Source organism: Myxococcus sp. AS-1-15 (assembly GCF_020037055.1).
Classification (GTDB): domain Bacteria; phylum Myxococcota; class Myxococcia; order Myxococcales; family Myxococcaceae; genus Myxococcus; species Myxococcus fulvus.
On the sequence record NZ_JAIQDF010000010.1, the window covers coordinates 64,456 to 90,372 of the forward strand.

Below are 25,917 nucleotides of genomic sequence, written 5' to 3' on the forward strand. Positions count from 1 at the left end.
AGGCCCTCCTGGGCTCGGCTGCCCACCGGGGTGACCTGCCACCGGCTACACCTCGCGAGTAGGCGGGTTGGCCCCTGCGACACCTCGGCGCTTGTGCGCACCCAGGCCTTTCGTTAGTCCCAGGCCCATGTCCGCCGAATCGCCCCTCGCGCTCCCCCAGGCCCGTCTCACCCAGCGCCCCGCCTTCTGGGCCGGCCTGGCCGTCATCGCCCTGGGACTCACCGCCGCCCTGGGCCTGTCCCTGGTGCGCGGAAGCAGCGAGCCGCTGCCCCGGCTCGGCACCCTCCCGGACTTCTCGTTCACCCGGCAGGACGGACAGCCCTTCGGCAACGCCCAGCTCCGCGGGCATCCCTACATCGCCAACTTCATCTTCACCCGCTGCCCCACCATCTGCCCCGCGTTCACCCGGAAGATGGCGCACGTGCAGAAGAGCACCGACGCCCACGGCACGGGCCTCCAGCTCGTCTCCTTCTCCGTCGACCCGAAGTACGACACCCCCGAGCGCCTCGCCGAGTACGGCCAGACGCACGGCGCCAACTTCGCCCGCTGGAGCTTCCTCACTGGCGACTACGCCGTCCTCCAGGACGTCATCGTCCAGGGCTTCAAGGTCAGCATGGGCCGCGAGGCCGGCGCCCCCGAGGATGACCTGACCTCCATCTTCCACGGCTCCCACTTCGTCCTCGTGGACTCGAAGGGGGAGATTCGCGGGTACTACGACAGCGCTGACAGCGACTCGACGGACCGGCTCCTCGTCGACGTGAAGCGGCTGATGCGCGAAGAGGCGTGACGCGAACGGAGTCCCCGCACCCGGGATTGTTGATCCACGGAGTGGTGTTCCCAGCGCGCGCGTGAGGCCGCCAGCGCTCCTCTCGACTCCGGCTCCGCCACGAATCACAGGGCCTGGCGAGCCGGGCGGACTCAACCACTGGCAGTATGACTTCGGGCTCCCGATTCTTGAGTAATGAGGATCATCCGGCCTGCCCTGCCGCGCGAGCCGAGCCCGAGCGGCGGCTCGCCCCACGTATCAGCCTGCCCCCCCCGGGAGCCCGTTGAGTGGCCTCGCGCCTTCGGGCAGCGGCCCTTGATGGACCCGTGAAACCGACGAGTCAGGCCCAAACGGCATCCGGGTCCTCGCGGATAGCGGCCCGTCTGAAGCTCAGGTCGCGCTCCGCATGGACGAAGGGCGGGCTCCGCCTCATGCGTGGAACCACCGTGAAGCTGAAGGGCCGGCCCCGCGTTGGCGGAGGACCGGCCCTCGTCGCATGCCCACGAACCGAAGGGCCGGCACCTCTCTCGGAGGACCGGCCCTCGCATCCGCCCCGCAAAGCCGAAGGGCCGGCCCCGCGTTGGCGGAGGACCGGCCCTCTGGCTTGCCACCTCATCGCGCCAGGGGCGCGAGGTGCCTTACTCGATGAAGGCGGCGTGGCGCTGCGCGATGATGTTCTGCACGTTCTGCTGGCCGAGGACGTTGTCCGTCCACGCGCCCACCTTCTCGGCGCCAGCGCGAACCTGCTCGGCGACCTTGGTCACGTCCTCGATCTTCGAGGTGGCCTTCGCCAGCGCGCCGATGCCGCCGATGGGGCCCTCGCCGACCAGCGACGTCACGCCCTGCTTCAGCAGGCCGTCCACCACCGGGGCCAGGAACTTGCCCACGTAGGGGATCTTGTTGATCTGCTCGCTGATCTTGTTGGTGATGGGCTCGATGATCTCCGAGGCCGGCTTCTTCAGGAAGCCCAGGAGCTTCTCACCGAACTTCGCGATGCCACCGGCGATGCCGCCGACCTTCTCCGCCGCGGTGCCAACGGTCTTGATGACGTTCTGGAACAGCTTCGCGGGGTTCAGCTTGTCGAACAGGCCCATGGTGACACCTCAAAGTTCGCGGGGGACGCGGAAGTTTTTTGGGAGAAGGAAGACTCGAAGTGATTCTCGACAGAGCGGCTGAATAGTTTCCGCCAGAATTTCCGTGAGAATTTCTCCGGACTTCCGCCCCCCGGGGCAGGACCTCAGGCCCTGCCACCACCGCCCCGCTTGATCTGATCCAACATCGCCTGCCGGGCCGCGGCGTCCTGGTTCCCCCCCGTGGAGGGAGCCTGGGTCGTCGTCGACGGAGGCGCGTCCGCGTTCAGGGAGGGCTTGCCCGCGGTGCCCGGGGTGGACTTCTCGAACTTGGAGTTGTCGAAGTCCGGCGCCGACCCGGGCAGCTCGCCCTTCATGCCCCGGATGAGCAGATCCGCGGCCTCATCGGAGGTCACCGGGGTGATGCCGTTCTTCTTGAGCTCCTCGTCGGGGACGATGTTGAGCTCCGGCTCCAGGTCCTTGTCCTGCGCGTACTTGAGGACCAGCTCGACGTAGTCCTCCAGCTTCATGCCGACAGCCTTGGCGATCTTCTTGGTGTCCGCGTCGTTCAGCAGCTCGGCGCGAACGACCTCGATGGGCCGCTTGAGCCCGCGCTTGGGCTTGGCGGGGGCGTTATCCTGAGACATGTGATGCTCCGACGAAGAAAGGACGTGGGCGAAACTCTAGCCCAGTTTTTCTCGTTCACACATTCTCGCCCCCGCCTCCCTCTGACGACAGCGCCGTGAGGGCTCGCTGGTAGGTCTCCAGGTCCGCCTGGGAGAAGAGCACCACCGTCACCTTCTCCAGCTGGGGCAGCCGCCCGAGCGCCGCCCGGATTTCCCGGAGCGCGATGAGCGACGCCCGCTCGATGGGGAAGCGATACACGCCCGTGGAGATGGACGGGAACGCCACCGAGCGCAGGCCGTGCTGCTCCACCAGGGCGAAGACGCTCTTGTAGCACCGCGCGAGCGTGGCCTCCTCGCCCCGAGCCCCCCCGCCCCAGACGGGCCCCACCGTGTGGATGACGTGGCGGGCGGGCAACCGGTAGCCCTTCGTCAGCTTCGCCTGGCCCGTGGGGCAGCCATGCAGCAGGCGGCACTCGGCCAACAGCTCCGGCCCGGCCGCGCGGTGGATGGCGCCGTCCACGCCGCCTCCGCCCAAGAGCGCGCTGTTCGCCGCGTTGACGATGGCGTCCGCGTCGACGCGGGTGATGTCACCTCGGATGAGCTCCAGGGTCATGGCCTCTCCTCTTGCCACGGGTGGGCCACGGACGACGCCTCCGGCGACCGCGCCTGACTCGAGGCGCGGCGGGCCGGGACCACGGGTCCTCAGCGCGGCGAGGCGTTGCGAGGCGCCGACTTGCGCGTGCTCGACACGGGCTTGCGCGCCTTGGGGAAGGTGCGCGTCACCGTGCCGGGGCGGCGGGCCTCGGCGGCGGCGCGGGCCTTCTCCTCGGCGGCGCGGGCGGCGGCGGCCTTCACCGCGAGCTGCTCGGCCTGGAGCGCCCAGCGCCGACGCAGCAAATCCCGCAGGCCCTCCTTCTGGAGGTCCACCTGCGCCTGATGCAGCCGGTAGTGCAGGTCCTCGCGCAGGGTGCCGCGCGCGAGCGCCGCGTCCGCCGCGCCCGACACGCCCACCACCACCTTGGGCCGCTCCTCCTGCATCTGCAGGCAGCGCAGGATGAGCCCCTGCGCCTCGCGCCCCAGCTTCACCGCATCCGGGATGAACACCACGCCGTTGCGCTGGCGGAGCGCGTTGGCCAGGTCCGCGGCCTGCCGCACCTCCACCAGCTCCACGTCGAAGCTGCGCGCGGCCTCCTGGGCCCAGCTGCGTCGCTCCTCCTCCGTGCCTCCGTGGATGATGAGCGAGGCACGATTGCAGACGAGCTCTTCTTCTCGGTAACCGCTGAGCGTCACCGGCAAACCCCCTGCTGCCTGAAGCGTGGAGGCCGGATTCTAACGCCCCCCCGGGTCCTCCATTCAACGCCCCGGGTATCCTGGCAGGTGGGGCTCGGAGCGACCCACCTGAAAGCCCTTTCATGTGTACCTGGGTGACAGCTGTCTCGGGGCTGTCACGAGGCGGGCACCACCATGACGGGGCGACGGCAGCGCGCCACCAGCTCCCGGGCCACCACCACGGGCAGCGCGTCCGGGGCCTGGGAGGGCACGCCCGACGTGCCCAGGCACACCAGGTCCACGCCCTCGCGCTCCGTGGCCTGGCAGATGGCCAGCGCGATGTCCTCGCCGGACACGCCCTCCACGCTCCAGCGCAGCGCCCGCGCGCCCTCGTCCCGGGGGACCAGGTCCCACAGCCGCTGGAGCGTCGCCTCGTGCTCGCGCGGGGGCTCGGGCAGCACGCCGGAGTGGTCCATGAAGCCCGTCTCGCCGAAGCGTCGACGGTGCACGTGCAGCAGGTGCACCCGGCCTCCCGGCCCCACCATCGAGCGCGCCTGGGTGATGGCGCGCAGGCACGCGTCGGAGAAGTCCACTGGCACCAGCACGCTCCTGGGAGGCTGCGCGCGACGGGGCTCGCGCAGCGTGTCCGGCACGCACACCACCGCCTGCTCCGCGTTGCGCAGCACGCCCGCGGACACCGAGCCGTGCCACCAGCGCTTCACCGGCCCCTGCGCGCGCATGCCCACGACGACCAGGTCCGCGCCGCGCGAGAGCGCCACATGCAGCAGGTGGTCCGCCGACCGCCCGAAGCCCGGCTCCAGCACCACCTCCACGCTCCCCTCGCCGAGCAGGTCGCCCACCTGCTCGCGCACCTCGCGCAGCAGCACCGTCTGCACGGCGGGGTCCAGCGCCTCCATGTCCCGCAGGCCGGGCTCCAGCACCTCCACGTGCACCGGCGTGTGGATGCCCAGCCGCTCGCGCGCCTCCAGGGGCGAGCACACGTACGTGGCCAGCACGTCGCACGGCCCCACCCGGCGCAGCTCGCGCAGGAAGCCCACCGCCGCGTCGGCCGTGGGGGACAGCGGATCCACGCCCACCACGACGAGCAGCCGCCTGCGTCCGCGCATCCAGTCCACCAGCGCGTCCGCGCGGCGCACCGACAGCACCGGTCCGCAGCCGTGTCGGGCCAGCCGCTCGGGCAGCGAGGCGCGCCGCCACGCCGACGTGCGCCAGCCCTCCGCCGCGGCCACCACCCAGCGCGAGTGCCTGCACTCCTCGTCGGCGAGCACCGCCTCGGTATCCGAGCGCACCCGGCAGCTCACCCGGCCCGGAGGCAGGTGCAGCCGCTCCGCCTGGGCCTCCAGGTCACGCTGGGCCTCCCGGCGCACGGCGTCGGTGAGGGGCTCGCCGTCCATCACGCCCACGAGCAACAGCGGCTCCCCCAGCCGCGCCGCCAGCGCCGCGGCGACCTCCACTTCGCGGGACTCCCGCGCCATCAGCGGGCTCGCACAGACGATGGCCATGGCCGCCCTCCTCGGAAGGGATGGCCGAGACTCCACCCCTGGAGGACAGATGCGCACGCCGCGCGCGGACGGGGCCCCCTCGGCGGACGGGGAGGAGCGCGGGGACCACCGCACGCCTGCTCCCCTCACACCGCGCGGACGCCTGTCCGGACGGCTACTTCACCTCCGGCCGAGGGTGGCCGTCGTGGTTGGTGTGGTCCTGCTCCTCGCCGTTGCCGCCCCGGTCATCGCTCTTGCCGAACGTGGCGAGGAACACCTGGCTGCCGTTGCTGGTGTAGCGGTAGTGCCGGCCCCACGGGTCCAGGGGCAGCGCGGGCAGGTACTTGGGGACGAGCAGCGGCTCCAGGTCCGCCTCCTCCGGCAGCACGTTGCCGTCCGCGTGGTAGCGGTTCAGGGCGTCCTCCAGCACCGCGAGGTCCTGATGGATGCGCTCCGCGTGCACCGCCTTCGAGCGCGTCAGCGCCCCCACCAGCACCGCCCCGACGAGCGCGACGGCGAACACCAGCCCCACCCAGAGGACGGGGGAGCGGCGAGAGGGCGGAGGGTGGGCATCGGAGGCGGGTGCTGTCATGCCCCCACCCTACCCGTTGAGACGCCCCGGGGCGCGAAAGACTTCGCGTGGGGCCCGGCGGCTAGAGCGCGCGGTAGAGCGGCACGGGCTGCTGCTTGCCCTTCAGGCGCACGGGAGGCAGGTCCTCGAAGGCCGTCTCCCGGGCGTCCACCAGGTCCCGGGTGCGCTCGCCCACCAGGATTTCCCCGGGGCCGGCCAGGGCACACAGGCGCGCGGCGACATTCACCGCGTCGCCGATGCAGGTGTACTCCGAGCGCACGGTGCTGCCGATGTTGCCCGCGACGACGACGCCGGAGTTGATGCCCACGCCCAGCTCGAGCACCAGCGGATGGCCCTCGCGCCCGTTGGCGGCCCACTCGGCCTCCGCCTCCACGCGCAGGTCCGTCATCGCGTCCATCATCATCTTCGAGCACTGGAGGGCACGCAGCGCGTCGTCCGTGCGCGCCACCGGGGCGCCGAACACGGCCATCAGCCCGTCGCCGAGGAACTTGTCCAGCGTGCCGCCGCACGTCAGCACCGCGTCGGACAGCCGGCCCAGGACCTGGTTGAGGACCCCGACGACCTGCTCGGGAGGCAGGCTCTCCGCCAGGCCCGTGAAGTTGCGGATGTCCGCGAACAGCAGGGTGACTTCGCGCTTCTCGCCGGTGAGCACCACGCCGTCGGCGCTCTTGAGGATTTCATCCACCACGGCCGCGGAGGTGTAGCGCGCGAACAGCTTGCGCATGCGCTCCGTCTCGCCGGTGCGGCGCACGACGCTCTCGATGCGCGCGGCGAGCTCGTCCATGGACGCGGACTTGTTGACGTAGTCGTCCGCGCCGGCGCGCAGGCCGCGCACCTTCTCCGCCTCGCGGTCGTTCGCGGTGAGGATGATGACGGGCAGCCCGCGGGTGGGGCCCTCCTTGAGGCGGCGGCACAGCTCCACGCCGTCCAGGCCGGGCATCTCCAAATCACTCAGGACGATGGCGGGCTGCAGGCGGCTCATGCCTTCGAGGGCCTCGAACGGGTCCTGGAAGCAGAGCACCTCGTAGCCCAGGGCGACGAGGCCCTCCTGCACGAAGGCGCAGGCGAGCGGGCTGTCATCGACGACGACGACGCGGCGGCGCCCGTCGATGAAGGGGCGGGGGTTCTCCTGGCGGCCGGCGATGCGGTTCTGCAGGCCCAGGGCCTCGTAGATCTGCTTGTAGGTGCAGTGGCCCAGCTCCACGAGGATTTCGCCCAGCTTGCGGCCGTCGCGGCGCTGGCGGGCGAGCGCCTCCTCGAGTTGAGCGAGCGTCACGTACTTGAGGCCCACGAGCAGCTCGCCCAGCGCGGGCTGGGAGGGGCCCTTGTCGTGGTGCAGGCCCAGGGCCTCGCCGAGCGCGTCCTGAATCTGCTCCCGGGTGACGTAGCCGAGGGAGATGAGGGCCTCGCCCACGCGCTGACCGGTGAGGGCCTGGAGGGCCAGGGCCTCCTGCACCTGCACGGGCGTGACGATGCCCAGCTTGAGCAACAGGTCACCGAAAAGGGGGCTGGATGCGCTCATGTGGGGGCGGCCTTCCGCGTCCAGGAAGCCAGGGACGCAAGGACCGCAGCGTATCCGACCTGCCCCCGGTCCGGGAGGACTCCCACCACCGTGACCAGGACCCTCACGTCCGGAGCGGGCGAGGCATCCAGGACCCGCCCGCGTCGACGCTCAGCGCGGGGCCACGTCCGGCAACGGCAGCTCCACGGTGAAGGTGGAGCCCCGGCCGGGCTGGCTCTCCACGCGGATGCCGCCGCCGTGGGCCTCGACGATGCGCTTGGTAATCCAGAGCCCCAGCCCCAGGCCCTTGAAGTGCTGCGCGGACTCGGTGCGCTCGAAGCGCTCGAAGATGCGCTCCTGGTCCTCCTGCGCCACGCCGATGCCCTCGTCGCGCACCGCGAGCGCCGCCACCAGCCCCCGCGCCTCCACCTGCACCGTCACCGGCCGCCCCGCGCCGTACTTGGCCGCGTTCGACAACAGGTTCACCAACACCTGCTCCAACCGCAGCTTGTCCCAGTGCCCCAGCACCTCCACGTCCGCCACCAGCCGCACCTCGCTGCCCGCGCGCGCCAGCTCCTCGGACATCCGCGACACCAGCTCGCGCGTCAGCGCCGCCAGGTCCAGCTCCTCGCGGTTGAGGCTCAGCCGCCCCGCGCTGATGCGCGACACATCCAACAGGTCGTCGATGAGCAACCCCAGCCGCTGCCCCGCCCGCGCCGCCTTCTCCGCCCGCTCCGCCAGCCCGCTCGCCGCCATCGCGTCCTTCGCCATCCGCGCCAGCAGGTGGATCTGCAGCTGCAGCGCGTTGAGCGGCGACTTCAGCTCGTGCCCCGCCACCGACAACAGCTCGTCACGCGCCTTCACCGCCTGCGTCGCCGCGCCGTACAGCCGCGCGTCCTCGATGGCCAGCGCCGCCCGCGCCGCCAGGCTCTCCAACAGCGCCCGCTCCTCCGCCGTGTACTCGCGCCCCCGCGCCTCGCGGATGACCCCCAGCGTCCCCAGCACCCGCCCCCGCGCGCCCAGCGGCACCACGATGAGGCTCTGCGGCCCGTACCGCTCCAGGAATCCCACCCCCTCCGGCGAGCGGTCCCCCCGCAGCTCCTCCGCGCTCAGCCGCGGCACGAAGAGCGTCTTGCCCGTCGCCACCACCCGGCCCGACAGCCCCTCCCCCACCCGCGCCGGGTCCCTCCGCAACGCCTCCTCCAGCACGCCACGCGCCCGCGGATCCGGATGGTGCGCCGCCACCACCTCCAGTTGCTCCCGGTCCTCCCCGAGCAGCTGCAGCACGCACCCACCCCCCAGCGCCTCCGACACCTTGCTCGCCAGCACGTCCAGCACCGTGGGCAGGTCCAACCCCGCCTCGGCGATGAGCTGGCTGACCTGCACCAGCACATGCAACCGCGCCGCGCCCCGGCGGCTCTCCTCCTCCGCCGCGCGCGCGTCCCGGAACAGCCGCGCGTTGTCCATCGCCAGCGCCGCGCGCCGCGCCAGCTCCTCCGCCAGCGACACGTCCGTCACGTCGAAGGGCGCCCGCTCCGAGTCCCGCACGAAGGTCAGCGCCCCCAGCGTGCGCTGCCGCGCCACCAGCGGCGTGAGGATGACCGTGCTCGCGCGCCAGGACGCGCCGGGCTTCGCGTCCCCGGGCGCTCGCGTCCCGCGGGTCTCCAGCCGGGACTGCCCGCTCGTCAGCACCCGCGACAGGAGCGACGGCTGCCCCGCGTCCAGCGGGAAGCTGGTCAGCTCCAACACCCGCTCCGCCTTCTCCGGGTCCGCGTGCAGCACCGCCAGCCGGCGCACCACGCCGTCCTCGTACGAGTCCACCGCGCACCCGTCCGCGAAGTGCCCCAACGCCAGCCGCGCCACCCCCGCCACCGTCTCCTCCCAGCTCAACGAGCCGGACACCAACGCGCTCGCGTCCGCCAGCAGGCTCAACCGAGCCCCCAGCGCCTCCGCCTCCAGGCGCGCGGTGTGCTCGCGCTCGTACAGCCGCGCGCGCTCCAGCGCCTGCCCGCACTGCCGCGACAACCCCACGAGCGACGCGCGCTCCAGCGCGGAGAACGCCTTCTCCCGCTCGAAGCCGAAGGCCAGCGTCCCGAACACCCGCCCCTCCACGAACAACGGCAGCAGCGCCAACGCGCGGGGCGGCCCCTCCCCCAACGGCCCCGCCAGCGTCGGGTAGCGCTCGCGTATCGCCGCCACCGTCTCCAACCACACCGGCGCCTCCGCGCGCTTCGCCGTCTGCGCCAGCAGCTCCTCGCCCCCTCGGGGCAGCTCGCGCAGGGGCTCCACCAGCGCGTCCGGAACGCCCACCGCCGCGACGAGCTCCGAGGCCGCGCGCCCTTCCGCCGTCAGGTGCACGATGCCCGCCGTCGCCTCCACCGCGGGCAGCCCCAAATCCAGCACGACATGGGCCACCTCCTCGCGCGTGAGCGTCTGACCGAACGCCTCCGTCACCGCCTGGAGACGGCTGAGCCGCAGCACCTCCGCCTGCTCCACCTCCGCGCGCGCCCGCGCCACCGCCTCGCGCGTGCCGACCACCGCCCACTCGCGCTCCAGCGCCAGCCCCGCCAGTCGCGCCTGCAATCCCAGCCGCGCCAGCTCCTCGTCCGTCGGCCCCCGGCCCTCGGGCAGCACCGCGCACAGCACCCCCACGCCGCTGCCCGGCTCCACCCCCGCGAGCAGCGGCAGCGCCACCAGCACCTCCCGCTCCGCGTCCAGCGCCACGTACGGCAACAGGCCCCCGTCGATGTCCCGCAGCCCATCCAGCAGCCGCTCGCCCCGCGCGCGCGCGGCGTCGACGGACAGCCCCGGCGTGACGAGCACGTGCGCTTCGCTTCCGTCCTCTCGCCAACACATGAAGACGTCGGACACGGCGAGGGCGGACGCGGCCTCACGCAGCAGCGCCTCCAGCACCGCCTCCACGGACGGCGCGAGGGACAGCCGCTCCAACGTCCGCGTCACGCGGTCCTCGGCGGCTCCCCGGTTGCTCTCGGGCACCTTCATGCCCACACGTCCCCCCAGCCAAGGCCCACCGGCGGGCCCCACCGCGAATCCCCAGTGTCCCATGTCCGCTGTGCTCGCGAAACCCGCGCGCGCCTTGTACCCGGGAACAAGTCGTCCGGGCGTTCAGTGGACGAACACTCGGCCCTCAGTGGGCGAACACGTTGAAGAAGGCGAAGAAGATCTCCAGGACGATGAGCAGCACGATGACCGCCTCCAGGGTGTGCGAGCGGTCGATGTCCACGTCGCCCTTGAGCAGGCCGTACGTCTGGGCGAGCAGCTGCTGCTTGCGCGTCACCGAGCCCTGCCACGCGGGGATGCGCATGCGGCGCACCGCGGCCTCGTAGACCTTGGCCAGGTAGAAGTCGCCGATGATTTTCAGGCTGTTGTCCACCCGCTCGATGAACTCGTTCAGGTCCACCAGCGTGCCCAAGGTCTGCCGCGTCAGCGTGCGGTACGGACTGCGGAACAGCCGCGTCCACCCGTGGCGCTTGGCCTGCACCTCGTCGTGGATGCGCGCGATGTGCTCGTCCAGCTTCTCGTCGAAGTAGCGGAACTCCAACAGCTGCGCGTTGGCGATTTCGAGCAGGTCCGGGATGTCCCCGGAGCCCGACGGCTCGTAGACGAACGCGCTGTTCCAGTCGATGACGACCAGGTCCTTCACCGTGTAGCTGAAGCGCACCTGGGTGACGGCCTCGCTCTCCCGGCGCGACAGCGGCGTCTCCCCGTTCTCCCCCAACAACAGCCGCGCCAGGTCCGCCTTCTCCAGGAGCTCCTCCGCCGTGGGGTTGCCCCGGATGCTCTCCGCGAAGATGACCGTGTAGCTCTCGTTCTGGTCCCACAGGTGCGCGCCCTGCACCGCCGGCGCAATCGTGCGCCGCACGCCCTCCACCCAATCCAGCGCCAGGTCCTCCAGCGCCTGGCTGTCGTAGAGCTCGTCCGCCACCCGCGTCAGCTGCTCCAGCGACGTGCCCGGCACCACCGGCACCCGCAGGATGATGGACGCCGCGCCATGGTCGAACAGCCGCGCGGTGGCATCCACCGTGACAGGACCGTCACGAAGCGCCAGCGCCCGGCGCCCCAACTCATACGCCAGCGGCGGATTGGGCAGCTGCAGGTACTGGCCATTCTCGCGCGACAGCTTCAGCCGGCGGGTGTCCTCCGAGACGGCCCTGCGCGCCCGCTCGAGGTTGATCTCCTCCGCGATATCGAAGGTCCGGTAGCATAGGATGTGCGCCTTCTCGAAGAGCAGGGGAGACTCGGCGGCCATGGTGCGCTGAAGCCTAGCCGCTGCCTCCCACCCTTCCGCGCGCCAGGTGCCCTTCCTCGCCCGCATGTCCGGGAGGCGTCATTCCATCCACGGCCACTTCACGCGGGGCCCCCGGGGGACCACCCCACCCGTCCTCCCACGTCACATTGTCGATGTTTCAGCGGCCGAAGCCTGTCACCCCCGGCTTCGCCTCATTCCTCTCACCCTCTTGGATGTCAGGACAGGCGCGCAACGCCTGCCATGACCGGGGAAGGCTCACCGCGTGGGAGACGGGGGCCGGGCGCCGGGCGGCAGGAGCTCCGTGCGCACGTCCCACAGCTCCGGGAAGAAGCGCAGGTCCAACGCCTTGCGCAGGAAGGACACGCCCGTCGAGCCACCGGTGCCCTGCTTGAACCCGATGATTCGCATCACCGTCATCATGTGACGGTAGCGCCAGAGCTGGAAGCGCTCCTCGGTGTCCACCAGCTTCTCGCACATCTCGTACGCGTCCCAGTGCGCTTCGGTGTCCTCGTAGATGCGACGGAACACCTCCACCACCGCGGGGCTCTTCTCGTACGGCTTCTTCCAGTCGCGCTTCGCGTGGTCCTCGGGAATCGCGTGGCCCTTGCGAGCCAGGTAGCGCAGGAACTCGTCGTAGAGGCTGGGGGACTCGAGCAGCCGCTCCAGCTCCCCGTGCACGTCCGGCTGGTGACGGAAGGGGCCCAGGGCGTTGGCGTCCTTGTTGCCCAGCAGGAACTCCACCGCGCGGTACTGCCAGCTCTGGAAGCCCGACGCGGGCCCCAGCGCGTCACGGAACTCCAGGTACTCATTCGGCGTGAGCGTCTCCAGCACGCTCCACTGCTCGAAGAGCATCCGCTGGATGTTCCCCACCCGCGCGAAGATCTTGAAGGAAGGCTCCAGCCGGTCCGCCTGGACATAGCGGATACACGCGCTCAGCTCGTGGATGAGCAACTTCATCCACAGCTCGCTCGTCTGGTGCTGGATGATGAAGAGCAGCTCGTCGTGATGCGGTGGCTGCGAGCGCGGAACCTGCGCCGACAACACCCGGTCGAGCTGTAGGTATTCACCGTACGTGGTCCGTCCGGCCAGGTCGGTGATGATGCCAGGCTCCAGATCTCGTTTGTTCATGGGCCCGGGCATTCATGCCCCTGCGAGCCCCCGCGGGCAAGACTTCCCGTACGGGCGTCCCTCGAACCCTCTCCCGACGACGGAGCCTGGGTTGACGAAGGTGCGCGGTCACTCTCTGCCCGGGCCGGGGCAGCGTGCCGCTGTTTAACCGTTCGCGGCTTGCGCTGCTGCTGCCAGGGCCTTCGACGCGGCGCGGCCACGCGGAAGCTTGATGTCCTCGACGCTGTCAGCGGGGGCGTAATCCACCCACGCGGAGGGCCGGCGGTTGGTCTTCTCCAGCATGCGCAGCTTCTGGTAGTGCGCCGCGCAGTAGCCCTTGGTCCGGCTGGGCTTGCCGCAGCCGACGATGGCGCACGCGCGCGAGCCATCCGCCGCCGCCGCCGCGGGCTTGCGACCCCGGCGCTTGCCACCCACGGGGGCCGCCGCGCTCACCGCGCCACGCGCCGCCGCCGCCGGGCGACCCACGGCCTTGCGACCGGGCTTCGCCGCGGGCAGCTGGGCGCCGAACAGGGGACCCACCACCTCGGCCAGGGGGGCCAGCCGCTCCGCCACGTTGCGCAGCGCATCCAGGTCCGCCGTACCGGACTCCAGGCGGGAGACCACGTCGCGCAGCGGCTTGAGCTGGACCTCGATTTCGTTACGGATCATGTCCCGAAACGCTTTATCCACGGACATTCGTTCAATCCTCGTCTTGGCTAGTCTGGGTGTTGAAGGTCTGGAAGGGGGAGTTGATTTGTGAAGCCGTCCATACCCATACCTTCCAATTTAGGATTTGTCTAAAGGAAGCGATAAAAGGTGTGACTGAAGGACGTATCACCCCCCCCGCCGTCCCAGGTCGGGTCCCATTCCAGTGAGGCGGGAACGGCGCTCAACCCTCCCAGCGCAGGTCATCCAGGAAGGGTCCGGAGCCCGAGAAACCGGCCTCGGAGCCCGAGGAGCGCGTGTCCCGCCGGCACCGGGACAGCTCCTGGGCGAGCGCCTGTTGCTCGCGTGGAGCCATCACCGCGGTGAGCCGGGGCAGCAATGAGGACTCCACTTCTTGGAGATGCGCGACCCACAGGTCCTCGAGCGTGAGGAAGCGGGCCTGCCATTCCGCGCTCTGGAGGGGATGCTCCTCCAGCTCATCCAACAGCTCATGCATGGCCTGCCGATCCCCGGCCTGCTGCCGACCCCGGGCACGCCCCTCCACCCGGGTCACCCAGGGCTGAAGACAGCGCTCCTCCAGCCAGAGGTGGTGTCGCAACAGCGCCACCAGCTCCCGCACGACACCGGATGACCCAGACTCATCGTCCCCCGCGCCCAGGGCCTCGAAGCGCTCCTCGAGCTCCCGGTGCTGCTCGACGAGAATGTCGAAAGGGCCTCCCATCCCTGAACCATCTGCACGACGGGGCAGGCAGACAACCAAAGGCGGGCTTCATCCTCACATTATCGAAACTCAAACGATGGGTGGATCGAACGTTCGACAGGGGTGAAACAACCACATGGAATCGTGCCGTATCCGGGGGCTGAAAGCCCATGGGGGTCGACGCCAAGCGTTGCCTACTCAAAGCAACCTGGGGGGTGGGCCGGGAGCATCCCCCCGGGGACGGTGCGTGGGTTTGGGGCGTCTGGGGACATGGAGTCCAGGGGCACGACTGCCCGGCCGGTCCGGCTGACGTGGCGCCCGGGCGTCTCCATGATGAGTCTCCGTGGAAGCCTCGCTCGCCACCGTGCGCAGGGCCGTGTTCCGCCTCGCCGAGCGGGGGGCGGCGCTGTCGGCGCTCTACCATCGCGCGCGGCTGGTGGGGGCCGAGCACGTGCCGACCCGGGGCCCCGTGCTGTTGGTGGGAAACCATGGCGTCTGGGGTTACGAGACACCGGCCTTCTTCCACCTGCTGCACCAGGCGACGGGACGCCGGGCGCTGGGGCTGGCCGAGCGCGGCTTCTTCCGCATCCCCGTCCTCCGCACGGTGTTGCCGTGGCTGGGCGGGGTGGAGGGGACGAAGGACAACGCGCTGGCGGCGCTGAAGGAGGGGGCGCTGGTGGTGTGCTACCCCGGCGGCGCGCGCGAGGTCTTCAAGCGTCCTCCGGGCCGCTATCAGCTCCGGTGGGAGCAGGCCCTGGGCTTCGCGCACGTGGCGGCGCGCGCGGGGGTGCCGGTGGTGCCCTTCGCGGGCTTCGGGGTGGATGACACGTTCCTGTTCCCTCCAGGCGAGGCGAAGCTGGGCGTGCGGCTCACCGACGAGGAGAAGTACCGCGTGCCCCTGCTCGTGGGGTTGGGGCCGCTGCCCTTTCCGGTGCGGCTGACCTTCGCGCTGGGAAGCCCGCACATGCCGCCGCCGGCCGGAGCCTCCGAGTCCCGCCTGCGTGCGTTTCGCGACCGCGTGGCCACGAGCGTGCACCGATTGATGGTGAAGGCCCGCCATGCTTGAGCCGCCCTCCTCTTCCCTGCAGCGCCGTCGCGCGGCACCGCTCGTCCCGGACGTGGAGGACATCCCCTCCGGCTACGAGCGACTGGTGTGCGAGGAGCGCCCGGTGAAGGGGACGTCGGTGCGGCTGTTCACCTTTCCCGACGGCGACACGGACCCATCGCGCACCGTGGTGTGTCTGCCGGGCCTGGGCGCCAGTGGCCGCTCCTTCGCGCCGATGGAGCCCTTGTCCCGCCTGTTCCGTCTGCTGTTGTGGACGCCGCCCCTGCACACGCCGGCCACGCACTCGCCGCTCGCGTGGAACCTGGCCGTGCTGGACCATGTCGAGGCGCGGCTGCCGGAGCGCTTCGCGTTGGTGGGCTCGTCCTACGGGAGCCTGCTGTCCATCGCCTTCGCGCTGGCGCATCCGGAGCGGGTGCGGGCGCTGGTGCTCGTGTCTCCCGTGGCCAGCGTGCGTCGGGTGAGGCGGCTGGCGGTGTCGCTGTCGACGCTGGTGCGCGCGCCTCGGCCGCTGGCGTACCTGGTGGCGCCCATGGTGGCGCGGGTGCTGGGGGGCGCGCGGCTGCCGCCCGAGGGGCGCGCGGAAATCGTGCGCGAGGCGCGGCGGCTGACGCCCCTGGAGCTCTTGCGTCGACTGAGGGACGTGCTGGCCGCGGACTTCCATCCCCGACTGCACGAGCTGCGCGTGCCCACGCTCGTCATCCAGGGCGGCCGGGATTTGCTGGTGCCGCCCGAGGCCGCGGTGGACGTGGCCCGGCACATCCCCGGAGCGCGGCTGGAGCTGCTGCGCGACGCGAGCCACCTGCCGTACATGAGCCACCCGGAGGCGTTCAACGCCCTCGTGGGGGCCTTCCTCGAGGAGTATGGGGTCGCCCCCCGGGAGCTGCGTGGATGAGCGCCATCGCCGAACAGTGGTCTCGCGGAGCGCTGATGTTCCTGTCGCGGCGGACGGGCCTGAAGGACTGGGCCACGCGGCTGCCTCCGCTGAAGAAGCTGTCGCGGCGCTTCGTCGCGGGCGAGACGCTCGACGAGGCGATGGACGCGGTGAAGGCGCTCACCGCGCAAGGGCTGTCGGCGTCCTTCGACCACCTCAACGAGGCGGTGAAGGACGCGGCGGAGACCCGCGAGGAGGTGCGCGAGTACCGCCGACTGCTCGCGCGCATCGACCAGACGGGGGTGCGGGCCAACGTGTCGCTGAAGCTGACGCAGTGCGGGCTGCTGCTCGATGAAGCGCTGGCGCTGGAGAACGCGCGACAGGTGGTGGCGGACGCCACGTCACGCGGCTCGTTCGTGCGCATCGACATGGAGCACGGCGCGGTGACGCAGGTCACGCTGGACATCGTGCGAAAGCTCCACGCGGAGTTCGGAGAGCCGCACGTGGGCGCGGTGCTGCAGAGCTGCCTGCGGCGCACGGAGGCGGACACCCGCGCGCTGTGCGATGAGCGGGTGCGCATCCGTCTGTGCAAGGGCGCCTATCTGGAGAGCGAGGCCATCGCCTATCCAGACAAGGCGGACGTGGACGCGAGCTTCGTGCGGTGCATGAAGGTGCTGCTCGACAGCGGCGTGTATCACGGCATCGCCACGCACGATGAGCGGATGATTGACGCGACGCTGGAGCACGCCGCGCGGCGGGGGCTGCCTCGCGGTGCGTTCGAATTCCAGATGCTCCACGGCATCCGCGCGGACCTGCAACGACAGCTCGCGGACCAGGGGCATCCGGTGCGCGTGTATGTCCCGTACGGCCGCCACTGGTATCCCTATCTCATGCGCCGCATGGCCGAGCGCCCGGCGAACCTGGCCTTCGTGCTGAAGAACCTCGCGCGAGGTTGAAGCGGACACCTTCCCTCGCGTTGGATTGAACAGACGTCCCGTCCGCGAGTCGTGAGCGCTCAGGATTCGCGGGCCGCGTGCGTCCTCCTCCCACGGGAATTCCTGTCGTCCCGCCACCACGACGCCGTGCCAGGACACCCGGGTGTGCCGCACCCGGCAGGGGGAAGCACATGGCCATCCATCTCCGACTCCGGAGCCGTGCTCGCGCGTGCGGTGCGCTCCTCTTCGCCCTCGGGCTCGCGTGCGCGGGAGGCGGCACGGGCGGCTCGGGTCGACCCGACGTGCCCATCGAGCAGGACGCGGCCCGGCTCCATGAAGCGCGGCAGGTCGCCGTGCGCGTGGCGGCGCTGGCCGGCACCGTGCGCGAGGTCGGCTCCAGGCTGGAGCTCACGTTCTGGTCGGAGCAGGGCGCGCTGACGCTGGTGGGCTACCAGGCCCAGGAGCGCGGCGGACGCGCGGGCCGGCCCGTGGACGCCGCGGAGCTCCAGCGACAGGTGGCCACGCGGCTCCTGTCCACCACGCGACAGCCGCCGGGAGAGGTGGTGCTGACGCTGGAGCGCGGGGCCTCCTCGTGGCGGGTGGAGCCGCCCCTCCTGCTCCCGGCCGAGCGTCCCCTGGGAGCCCGCCGCGCCCCGGGCCGACGCGAGGCCGGAACGCCCGAGCCCGGCGCCGTGGTGGAGGGCCTGAAGAAGCTGCTCGCGCCGGTGCGAGTGCCGGCGGGAGGCAGCGCGTGGGCGGACGTGACGGTGCGCCTGCGGGACGGCCGCGTGGTGGGCTGGGGGCTGAAGGACTGGCGCGAGCTGCGGGGTGGCCGGGACGACGCGACGCGACCGGTGTCCCGAAGGGTGCTGGAGGAGACGGCCTCCGTGCTGCTGCTCCATGCGCCGGCGACGGGGGAGCGCTCGCTGCAGCTGGGGCTGCGTCTGGTGCACGAGCCGGGCGCGGCGGCCGCGGGCGGCTGGGTGGAGGTGGCGTCCCCATGAAACGACACGAGCCCCGACGCGCGGAGGAGACTTCCAACCGTGCGCGGGGCCCGTGGGTCCTGCCGACGACTGCCGACTAGAAGTAGCCGCCGAGCGTGGTCGCCACGCCGAACGTCACATCCACGTCGTCACCCAGGCCGATGGCCAGACGGGGGCCGGCGCCGATGAAGAAGTGGCTGGTGACGTGGTACAGGAACGGCGCGTAGCCATCCAGGATGACGGTGGACGCAGCCCCCGTCCCGTCCTGCGTGGCGATGATGTCGTCACCGACGAACAGCGTCACGCCGGCCTTCGGCCACACGGAGATCTTCTCCGCCAGCGCGATGTTGTAGCCCACGCGCCCGCCGATACCGAAGGCGGCCACCGTGTCTCCCTCACCGAAGAGCACGCGCAGCTGCACGTTGGCTCCGACGGAGAGGTTCTCCTTGAGGAAGTAATCGGCGCTCGGCGCGATGTGGAAGTAGCCGTACCCCGCACCCTCCGTCGTGTAGCCCAGGTTACCGAACGCATCCGAGCTGACGACAATCTGCCCGGCGTTCCCGAAGCTGCCCGAACCGCCACCCGTCTCCTGCGCGCTCGCCGTCGACGCCACCATCAACCCTGCCGCCACGGCCATCGCCTGCCACTGATTTGCCTTCATGAAGCGTCCCTCCGTTGCGTTAGCCCGCGGTCATTCCCGGGCGCTCGGCGGCCCCTTCTAGTCAATGGGCGAAAGCGTGCATCCTTTTTTCGTTCTTCATGTGTCGGCTATCGCATCACCACTCCTTGAGAATTCGCGCAGGAGCGTACGACCAGGGTCCCATGGGCCCGGAGAACGGGGAGTTGGCGGAGGCCTCCCGCGGTGGGCGCGCGCGGTGGGGCCCGGCGTGAGACATCGCTGAGACACGGCGCGGAGCACACGCGTCACGCCGCGAGCCCGCGGACGAGAAGGCACGGCCGGGCGGAGGAGTCATGGTTCCCGGCCGGCCTCCCCATTCGCGAAGTCCCACGCACCAGGCGGCCCTGACCGCCCGGGAGGAGTGCGCGGCACGAAGCGTTGGATAGCAATCACCGAGCCACCCGCGCGCCCGGGCGAAATCAATCCCTTGTCACCCCGGGGCCCTCGGCGGACGCGCGGAGGTGGGACCCGCTCATCCCAGAAGCGAACAGTCTTGCAATGATTGGCATGACTGACGTTGCCGTGCTTCTTTAGGATTCCAGCAGGTGCCCCGTTCGCGGTGGGAGGGGACCATGCCTCGAGTGCGCACGCCCGCGGTCGCGGGTTCCTTCTATCCGGCCCAGCCCTCCACGTTGTCCACCCAGCTGGACACGTGGCTGGAGCAGGCGCGTGTGCCGGGGGACGCGTCGCCCGCGGCGCTCATCGTCCCCCATGCCGCGTATGTCTATTCCGGCGGGGTGGCGGCGGCGGCGTACGCCACGCTGTGGCCGCGCCGCGCCGCGCGCACGCGGGTGTTGCTGCTGGGCCCCAGCCACTTCGTCCCCCTGCGGGGCGTGGCGTATCCGGAGGTGGACCTGCTGTGCACGCCCCTGGGGGACGTGCGGCTGGACGAAGGGCTGCGCGAGCGGGCCATGCGGCTGCCCCAGGTGACGGCGTCGACGGGAGCGCACGAGGCGGAGCACGGGCTGGAGGTACAGCTCCCCTTCCTGCAGCGGGTGCTGGAGCACTTCACGGTGTTGCCGCTGGTGGTGGGCCGGGGCGCGGCGGACGAGGTGGCCCAGGTGCTGGAGGCGCTGTGGGACGAGGACGTGCTGCCCGTCATCACGTCGGACCTGTCGCATCACCTGCCCTACGAGCACGCCGCGCGGGCGGACCGGGTGACGGCGGCGCGGGTGCTGTCGTTGGAGGAGCCGCTGGACGCGGGGAGCGCGTGTGGCGCGGAGGCCATCAACGGGCTCTTGCGCGTGGCGAAGCGGCGGGCGCTGCGGCCCCGGATGGTGGCGCTGCGCAGCTCCGGGGATGCGTTCGGCGCGCACGAAGGCGTGGTGGGCTACGGGGCCTTCGTGTTCGACGCGCCGTGAGTCAGTCGTCCCAGGAGAGGGTGTACTCGCTGTCGAGCAGCGACGTCTGGCGGCCCCGCACCTGGATGTCCTGGGCGCCCACGGCCTGGAGCGCGCCCTCGAGCATGCCCTCGTTGTAGGCGACGGGGGTGAAGATGCGGCGCATGTGGATGCGGCCCGCGCGGGCGCTGGTCCACTCCACCACCAGCTCACCGAAGTCGATGGCCATGCGGTAGGCCTCCGGCAGCATGTTGACCAGCTGCTTCGGGTCGCCGCCCACCTGCTGACGCACCTCCGAGCCGAACATGGAGTGCACGAAGGCGAGCGTGCCCTGGACGCCAATCTGGCGCATGGCCTCCTCGAAGCCGCCCAGCTGGGGCGCGAGCAGGTGGGCCGCGGCGAAGAACAGCCGCATGAAGGGCGGCACCGGGTACAGCTCGGTGGGGTCCAGGTCCGCGGGCATGTCGCCCGCGTCGACGATGCGCTTCACCGCCTGCTCACCGCCCAGGAAGCGCACGGTGTCGAGCACGGCGGCGAAGTGCATGCCCCGGATGTGCTCGGAGGGCTGCACGAGCGCGAGCCGCGCCTCCAGCTCGCGCTGGACGTCCTCGGGCGTGTTCCAGATGCCGCGTTCCATGAGAGCCGACCTCCACCGTGAAAAAATCCGCGCGGAATGCTCGCACAGCTTGCTCGCGCGCGCGAACTCCTTGGAGGGCTCGCACCCGCTCCGCGTGGAGCACGAGCCGACGTGTGAGGTCGGGTGACGCCCTCGGCGGAGCCTCCAGCGCTCTGGGTTCAGGAACCAAGGGGGCCGGCGGCACGGGGGGTGGTGGAGGCTTCCTCTTTCCGGAGCTTCGCGTCGAGCAGGAAGTTGCCGAACGGCACCAGCGACGCGCCGAACGCGAACACCACGCGCGAGAAGGACCAGCGCAGGGCGATGGCCACCTCCATCAGCGCGAAGAGGTACAGCACGAACAACAGCCCGTGGGCCATGCCCGCGAAGCGCACCGCCAGGGGCATCCCCGCCGCGTACTTCAGGGGCATCGCGATGAACAGCAGCGCGATGAAGGACAGGCCCTCCAGCAGGGCCACGGCGCGGAATCGTCCAAGAGGGGTCTTCAGCATGAGGGTCTCCTCGTCCTCTCTCCCACCCCCAGGCCTGTCCGTCCATGCGTCAGTGTGACGCACCCGGTGGCACGCTCGCCCGCCAGGTGTGCCCGGCGCATACCCCGCCGCCTTCGAGCCGTGTCATGCCGGGCGCTAGAATGGACGGCGGGCAGGACGTCGGCGTCCACCCAGACCCACGAGGGGGGAACATCATGTCGGGAAACGACAAGCTGGAGTCCACCATCCAGGTGCCTCGCGCGGACCGGAAGGGGGCGAAGCTGGTGCTGGAGCGCCCCTCCGGCACGCTCAACACCGTGGCCATGCGGCTGGTGGTGAGCGGGAAGATGCAGGGCCAGGAGCGGCGGCAGTTGCACTCGGCGACCTTCGCGGGAGAGACCACGCTGCCCCTGCCGGATGACTTCCTGACCAGCGCGGCGCAGGGCTTCGTGCGCGTGGTGTTCTCCGTGGCCGACCCCGCGGGCGTGGGGGCGCGGTTCCTCCAGCGCGCCTCGCTCGTCTTCGAGAAGGGCGGCAAGGAGGCCCTCTGGGATGACTTCTCCCTGGAGAAGGGCTCGGTGGCGGACTTCATCACGCTGACCTGGACGGTGGTGGAATGAGGGCGGCGCTCGCGCTGCTCACGGCGCTCTGCGCGGGGGTCGCGAGTGCCCAGGCCACACCGCCGAAGCCGAACACGGTGGAGCTGGACTTCCCGAGCATCCTGCGCGGCGGCTCGGAGGCGGCCGCGGGGTTGGATGTCGCCACGGCGGGAGAGCTGGTGCACCCGGCGAACCCCACGGCCCTGGTGGCGAGCCTGCGCGGCGTGGGCGCGGTGCTGAATGGAACCCAGGCCTCGTTCGCGCTGCAGTTCAATCCCTACCTGCTCACCGAGGGCTTCGAGCGGCTCTACTCGGAGGCCGTCGCCTCTCGCAATTCGTCGCTCGTCACGCGGCTGCTCCAGGACACGGCCATCACGCTGGGCATCGGACAGGACACGCCGTTTCCGGACGCGGCGCCCCAGAAGGGCCGCTTCGCCACGGTGATGGCGGGTGTGTCCATGGACGTGCTCGGAGAGCGCAGCATCTACGGCGCGCGCTACAGCCAGTGCATCGCCAACGTGCTGGCGGACCCGACCCTGTACGAGTTCCCCGACAAGCCCCTGCCCGGGGACTACGACAGCGCGGAGGACTTCAAGAAGGCGGACGCCGAGTACCGGGTCGCGATGGAGGCCACGCGGCAGGCGGGCATCGCGCGAATCCGGCAGGGGCTCCCCGCGTGCACGAAGGAGTCGCGCGCGTCGTCCAGCGCGCTGTTCCTCTCGGCGGGGGGACGCTGGGTGACGCCGGGGCTCGAGTCGCAAGACGGGGATGGGGTCGCCATCCAGCGCGGGTTCGGCGCGGCCACGTTGGAGTTGTTGAGCGACGCGGACGCGAACCTGGAGGTGGCCCTGCAGGTCCGCGTGCTGCAGGAGCGCGCGCGGCCGGAGCTGTCGATGGAGAAGTGGGTGGACGTCGGCCTGTCGTTCGGCGTCGCGTCGCCGCGCTTCCAGCTCAAGCTGGAGGCGACCCAGTCCCTGCTGAAGCTGGGGGGCACGGAGTCGAGGCGGGCCAGCGTGGTGGCGAGCACGCGGGTGCGCCTGGGCGACAACTTCACGGTGGGCCTGGGCGTGCAGGGGCAAGGCGAGGACATGTCCGATGCGCTCGGACAGATTCGCCCCAGCCTCGTGCTCGACCTGGCGGAGCTGCCCACGCTGCTCCAGTCCGTGCCGACGCCGAGGTGAACCGTGGCTCACCGTGGCGGCAGCGAGACACCGTGCCGCGCGAGGTCCTCGGGGGTGTTGACGTTCACCAGGGAGCGCAGCGTGGGGTCCACCGCGCGCAGTGCGCTCTCGGGCAGGACCCGGGAGCGGAAGCGCGAGAGCAGCCGTCGCAAGGACGGGTCCTCCGGGAGCAGGGGCCTCCAGTGGGACGCCAGCTCGGCGCGATACACGGCGAGGAGCGGCTCCATCCGTCCCTCGGCCTCGAAGCACACCGCGTCCACGTCCTCGCCGCGCGCGGCGAGCAGCACCCGCAGCGCCTCCAGCGACACGAAGGGCATGTCGCACGCCACGGTGACGACCCAGCGCGTGCGCGACGCCGTCAGCGCCGCGTGCACACCCCCTGGAGCGCCCTTGTCCGGGATCGGGTCCGCCACCGTGCGCAGGGCATATGCCGCGTAGGGAGCGGGGGCGTTCGCCACCAGGAGCACGTCGCCGAAGTGGGGGGACAGCGCGAGCTGCCGTGACAGCACGGTGCGCCCCTCGACCTCCAGCAGTCCCTTGGGCACGCCCGACAAGCGACGCCCCTGACCGCCCGCGATGATGGCGAGCGTCACGTCCGGGAACTCGGTGCCAGGGCGGGGGGCCATGAAGAAGGGCGCGTGTCCGGCGGAGGACCGTGGGGCCCGCGCGGCTGGAGCATGACATACACCGGGGGCCTGTCGCGGACAGGTCCCGCGCTTCCACCTTCGGACCATGACGCAGGCCATCTCCGGGGCACGTCTGCGCTGCTCATCGTGCCGTCGGGAGGCCGACCATCGTGGCCTGCAAGGCCTCCCGACAAGCGCACCGGGCGCGTCCCTCGGAAATCCCTCACCCAACACCCCGTGGAGCCACCCGCCAGACAGGATCCGCAACCCGACCGCTGGCCCCCGCGCCCGGCGAGGTGTCCATCCATCGTGGTCCGCAGGGCCTCCCGACAAGCGCACCGGGCGACCCTCGCTACTTCTTTTGAGTCAGGTGCCTGGTGAGTCTCTTCCTGCCCAGCACTCCGTCCGATGAACTTCGCATCCGCCGGTGTCGTGGTCTTCCGCGCCTGGCCTCGCGTCGAGGCATCGCCCGAACCACCCTCCGGACGCCACGGCCAGTCCCCTGGCGGTCACCCGCCAGCCAACGCCCTCCGGATGACGCACCGGCCCACGTCGTGTCCGGCAGGCGGGCAACCGTCACGGGGTACGATGGACAAGGCGCCGCTCCCTCGACGTAGTCTGCGCCGCGTCGATGCCGCTCACGTCCCTTCACACCGCCCGGCAGGCCGCGCTCGAAGCCCTCTCACCGACGGCTCCCGAGTCCGTGCTGCTGCTCGACGCCCACGGCCGCTTCCTCGCCGAGGACGTCCGCGCGGTGCGCTCGCTCCCCGGCTGCGACAACTCCGCGATGGATGGCTGGGCCGTGCGCGCCGAGGAGACCCGCGGCGCCAACCGGGACCGCCCTGCTCGACTCCGGGTCGTCGACACCGTCTACGCGGGCGCCCTGCCCTCGCGCGCGCTCCAGCCCGGAGAGGCGGCCCGCGTCTTCACCGGCGCGCCGATTCCCTCCGGCGCGGATGCCGTCATCCGACAAGAAGCCGCGCGCGCGACGGAGGACGGTCGCCACGTGGACCTCTTCATCACCGTCCCTCCGGGCCATGACATCCGCCGCACGGGCGAAGAGGTGCTCGCGGGCACGCTCCTGTTCAGCGCGGGTCAGCGCTTGAGCGCATCGGCGCTCGGGGTCCTCGCATCCCAGGGGGAGACCCACGTGCGCGTGAGGTCCGCGCCTCGTGTGGCGGTGCTCGCGACGGGGGACGAACTCATCCGCCCGGGCCAGCCCGCGCTCTCGCATCAGGTATACGAGAGCAACTTGATTCTGATAGCGGCGCTCGCTCGCGAGGCCGGCGCGGACGTGCGCCACCTCTCCCGCGCCCGTGATGACGAGCAGGCGCTGCGCGAGTCCATCGAGCACCTCGCGCCACAGGTCGATGTGCTCATCACCACCGGTGGGGCCTCGGTGGGAGACAAGGACCACGTCAAGCGGGTGCTCACGCGCCTGGGCGCGCGCTTTCTCGTGGACGGCGTGGCGCTCAAGCCGGGCAAGCCCGTGGCCGTGGCGAGGTTGGGCACCACCGCCGTCGTCGTGCTGCCGGGCAACCCGGGCGCGGCGAGCGTCGCGTTCGACCAGCTCGCGCGGCCCCTGCTGCTCCGGCACCAGGGAGTCCTCGAGCTGCGCCGCCGTGTCCGCGCGCGCCTGTCCGAGCCGCGCCACAAGCAGGCGGGCCTCACGTACCTCATCACCGCCCTGCTCGAACACGACGACACGGGCGCCCGCGCGGTGCTGCGCCCCCAGGGCGCCGGACAGATTCTCCAGAACGTCCAGGCGGATGGTTGGGCCGTCCTGCCTCCAGGCCAGGCCGACTTCGCCGAGGGAGACGTGGTCGAGGTGGAGCTGTTCGACCGTCCGACACATGTCGCCGTCGACGCCCCCACCGGGGGACAGCCCACATGAGCCGCGTCCCCACCATGCGCATCCACGTCGCCGAGGACGACCTCGCGCGCCGCATCCGCCCCACCCAGGTCGACGCCACGGCTGCGGGGCTCCACCCATGAGCCGAGTCCCCGCGGTGAGCATCATCGGCTGGTCCGGCGCCGGGAAGACGACGCTCCTCGCGCGCCTGCTCCCGGAGCTCGCCTCGCGCGGCCTGCGCGTCGCCGCCGTGAAGCACTCCTCCGACGCGCACCCGCTCCACCGCCCCGGCAGTGACACCGCGCGCTTCCAGCAGGCTGGCGCCGTGCTCACCGGCTTCGCCACCCCCGAGGGCGTCCAGCTCACCCACGACCCGGCCCCCGCGGACAGCCTGCCCACGCTCCTCTCCCGCCTCGTCGGACGCCTGGACCTCGCCCTCGTCGAGGGCTGGAAGGACGGCCCCCTGCCCAAGCTCGAGGTCTGGCGCGAGGGACTCGGCCCGCCCCTGGCTCCGTCACGGCCCGAGGTCTTCGCGCTCATCACCGACTCGCCCCCCCCGAGTCCCACCAGCCCACGAGTCCTCTCCCCCGAGGACCTCGGCGCCATCGCAGA

At 71.3% G+C, this 25,917-nt stretch carries 25 protein-coding genes and 1 pseudogene; 10 read left to right on the forward strand and 16 right to left on the reverse strand.

What is annotated here, in order from left to right; all coding sequences use genetic code 11:
• Nucleotides 1-127: 127 nt before the first annotated feature.
• On the forward strand, nt 128-787 hold the full coding sequence (locus K8625_RS25485) for an SCO family protein (protein WP_223750979.1): 660 nt from the start codon (nt 128-130) through the stop codon (nt 785-787).
• 617 nt (nt 788-1,404) lie between these two features.
• Here the strand turns inward: K8625_RS25485 and K8625_RS25490 are convergent.
• The 12 genes from K8625_RS25490 to K8625_RS25545 all read right to left on the reverse strand — a co-directional run bounded on the left by K8625_RS25490 (nt 1,405) and on the right by K8625_RS25545 (nt 14,090).
• Nucleotides 1,405-1,860, reverse strand: coding sequence for a hypothetical protein (locus tag K8625_RS25490; RefSeq protein WP_194869542.1), 456 nt, complete (start codon nt 1,858-1,860; stop codon nt 1,405-1,407).
• A gap of 143 nt (nt 1,861-2,003) precedes the next feature.
• A complete protein-coding gene (locus tag K8625_RS25495; RefSeq protein ID WP_141332586.1) occupies nt 2,004-2,483 on the reverse strand; it encodes a hypothetical protein in 480 nt (159 codons plus the stop codon).
• Between the two features lie 55 nt (nt 2,484-2,538).
• Nucleotides 2,539-3,075 carry an O-acetyl-ADP-ribose deacetylase gene (locus K8625_RS25500; RefSeq protein WP_223750978.1) on the reverse strand — a complete coding sequence of 179 codons (537 nt, stop codon included), beginning with the start codon at nt 3,073-3,075 and terminating at the stop codon, nt 2,539-2,541.
• An 89-nt stretch (nt 3,076-3,164) separates the two neighbouring features.
• Nucleotides 3,165-3,752, reverse strand: coding sequence for a Fis family transcriptional regulator (locus tag K8625_RS25505; RefSeq protein WP_141333031.1), 588 nt, complete (start codon nt 3,750-3,752; stop codon nt 3,165-3,167).
• Nucleotides 3,753-3,907: 155 nt separating this feature from the next.
• Entirely contained in the window at nt 3,908-5,254 is a 1,347-nt protein-coding gene (locus tag K8625_RS25510) for a universal stress protein (protein ID WP_223784161.1), read from the reverse strand.
• A 154-nt stretch (nt 5,255-5,408) separates the two neighbouring features.
• A complete protein-coding gene (locus K8625_RS25515; RefSeq protein WP_223750976.1) occupies nt 5,409-5,825 on the reverse strand; it encodes a type II secretion system protein GspG in 417 nt (138 codons plus the stop codon).
• A gap of 61 nt (nt 5,826-5,886) precedes the next feature.
• Nucleotides 5,887-7,347, reverse strand: a complete 1,461-nt coding sequence (locus K8625_RS25520; protein ID WP_267698580.1) for an adenylate/guanylate cyclase domain-containing protein — start codon at nt 7,345-7,347, stop codon at nt 5,887-5,889.
• A gap of 150 nt (nt 7,348-7,497) precedes the next feature.
• Nucleotides 7,498-10,329 carry a GAF domain-containing protein gene (locus tag K8625_RS25525; RefSeq protein ID WP_223750975.1) on the reverse strand — a complete coding sequence of 944 codons (2,832 nt, stop codon included), beginning with the start codon at nt 10,327-10,329 and terminating at the stop codon, nt 7,498-7,500.
• 145 nt (nt 10,330-10,474) lie between these two features.
• On the reverse strand, nt 10,475-11,596 hold the full coding sequence (locus tag K8625_RS44240) for a hypothetical protein (RefSeq protein ID WP_267698582.1): 1,122 nt from the start codon (nt 11,594-11,596) through the stop codon (nt 10,475-10,477).
• Between the two features lie 255 nt (nt 11,597-11,851).
• Entirely contained in the window at nt 11,852-12,736 is an 885-nt protein-coding gene (locus K8625_RS25535; RefSeq protein WP_223750974.1) for a tryptophan 2,3-dioxygenase, read from the reverse strand.
• A gap of 132 nt (nt 12,737-12,868) precedes the next feature.
• Nucleotides 12,869-13,399: a cell wall protein gene (locus K8625_RS25540; protein WP_223750973.1), complete on the reverse strand. Its 531-nt coding sequence runs from the start codon at nt 13,397-13,399 to the stop codon at nt 12,869-12,871.
• Between the two features lie 193 nt (nt 13,400-13,592).
• Nucleotides 13,593-14,090: a hemerythrin domain-containing protein gene (locus K8625_RS25545; protein WP_223750972.1), complete on the reverse strand. Its 498-nt coding sequence runs from the start codon at nt 14,088-14,090 to the stop codon at nt 13,593-13,595.
• A gap of 322 nt (nt 14,091-14,412) precedes the next feature.
• Between K8625_RS25545 and K8625_RS25550 the strand changes: the two genes are divergently transcribed.
• The 4 genes from K8625_RS25550 (at nt 14,413) to K8625_RS25565 (ending at nt 17,945) form a co-directional block, all read left to right on the forward strand.
• Nucleotides 14,413-15,135: a lysophospholipid acyltransferase family protein gene (locus K8625_RS25550; RefSeq protein ID WP_223784162.1), complete on the forward strand. Its 723-nt coding sequence runs from the start codon at nt 14,413-14,415 to the stop codon at nt 15,133-15,135.
• Entirely contained in the window at nt 15,128-16,027 is a 900-nt protein-coding gene (locus K8625_RS25555) for an alpha/beta fold hydrolase (RefSeq protein ID WP_223750970.1), read from the forward strand. Before K8625_RS25550 ends, K8625_RS25555 begins: the two co-directional genes overlap by 8 nt.
• Entirely contained in the window at nt 16,024-16,962 is a 939-nt protein-coding gene (locus K8625_RS25560) for a proline dehydrogenase family protein (RefSeq protein ID WP_223784163.1), read from the forward strand. The genes K8625_RS25555 and K8625_RS25560 overlap by 4 nt, the downstream gene beginning before the upstream one ends.
• A 170-nt stretch (nt 16,963-17,132) precedes the next feature.
• Nucleotides 17,133-17,945 carry a hypothetical protein gene (locus K8625_RS25565; protein WP_223784164.1) on the forward strand — a complete coding sequence of 271 codons (813 nt, stop codon included), beginning with the start codon at nt 17,133-17,135 and terminating at the stop codon, nt 17,943-17,945.
• Between the two features lie 76 nt (nt 17,946-18,021).
• On the opposite strand, the gene K8625_RS25570 is transcribed toward K8625_RS25565, so the two are convergent.
• Nucleotides 18,022-18,585, reverse strand: coding sequence for a hypothetical protein (locus tag K8625_RS25570; RefSeq protein WP_223750967.1), 564 nt, complete (start codon nt 18,583-18,585; stop codon nt 18,022-18,024).
• Between the two features lie 590 nt (nt 18,586-19,175).
• Between K8625_RS25570 and amrB the strand changes: the two genes are divergently transcribed.
• Nucleotides 19,176-19,964, forward strand: coding sequence for an AmmeMemoRadiSam system protein B (gene amrB / locus K8625_RS25575; protein ID WP_223784165.1), 789 nt, complete (start codon nt 19,176-19,178; stop codon nt 19,962-19,964).
• A 1-nt stretch (nt 19,965) separates the two neighbouring features.
• On the opposite strand, the gene K8625_RS25580 is transcribed toward amrB, so the two are convergent.
• Together K8625_RS25580 and K8625_RS25585 are read right to left on the reverse strand one after the other, a co-directional pair.
• Nucleotides 19,966-20,580: a TIGR02265 family protein gene (locus K8625_RS25580; protein ID WP_046717182.1), complete on the reverse strand. Its 615-nt coding sequence runs from the start codon at nt 20,578-20,580 to the stop codon at nt 19,966-19,968.
• Nucleotides 20,581-20,738: 158 nt separating this feature from the next.
• A complete protein-coding gene (locus K8625_RS25585; protein WP_046717183.1) occupies nt 20,739-21,068 on the reverse strand; it encodes a DUF3817 domain-containing protein in 330 nt (109 codons plus the stop codon).
• Between the two features lie 194 nt (nt 21,069-21,262).
• Between K8625_RS25585 and K8625_RS25590 the strand changes: the two genes are divergently transcribed.
• Together K8625_RS25590 and K8625_RS25595 are read left to right on the forward strand one after the other, a co-directional pair.
• The gene (locus K8625_RS25590; RefSeq protein WP_223750964.1) at nt 21,263-21,667 is read left to right on the forward strand and encodes a hypothetical protein; all 405 of its coding nucleotides are present in this window, start codon (nt 21,263-21,265) and stop codon (nt 21,665-21,667) included.
• On the forward strand, nt 21,664-22,827 hold the full coding sequence (locus tag K8625_RS25595; protein WP_223784166.1) for a hypothetical protein: 1,164 nt from the start codon (nt 21,664-21,666) through the stop codon (nt 22,825-22,827). Before K8625_RS25590 ends, K8625_RS25595 begins: the two co-directional genes overlap by 4 nt.
• Nucleotides 22,828-22,835: 8 nt before the next feature.
• Here K8625_RS25595 and K8625_RS25600 read toward each other — a convergent pair whose 3' ends face one another.
• Nucleotides 22,836-23,453 carry a molybdenum cofactor guanylyltransferase gene (locus K8625_RS25600; protein ID WP_223784167.1) on the reverse strand — a complete coding sequence of 206 codons (618 nt, stop codon included), beginning with the start codon at nt 23,451-23,453 and terminating at the stop codon, nt 22,836-22,838.
• 631 nt (nt 23,454-24,084) lie between these two features.
• On the opposite strand from K8625_RS25600, the gene glp reads away from it, so the two are divergent.
• Together glp and mobB are read left to right on the forward strand one after the other, a co-directional pair.
• Entirely contained in the window at nt 24,085-25,347 is a 1,263-nt protein-coding gene (glp, locus tag K8625_RS25605; RefSeq protein ID WP_223750961.1) for a gephyrin-like molybdotransferase Glp, read from the forward strand.
• Between the two features lie 97 nt (nt 25,348-25,444).
• A pseudogene (mobB, locus tag K8625_RS44540) lies at nt 25,445-25,843 on the forward strand (molybdopterin-guanine dinucleotide biosynthesis protein B); the annotation flags it as partial.
• Between the last annotated feature and the right edge of the window lie 74 nt (nt 25,844-25,917).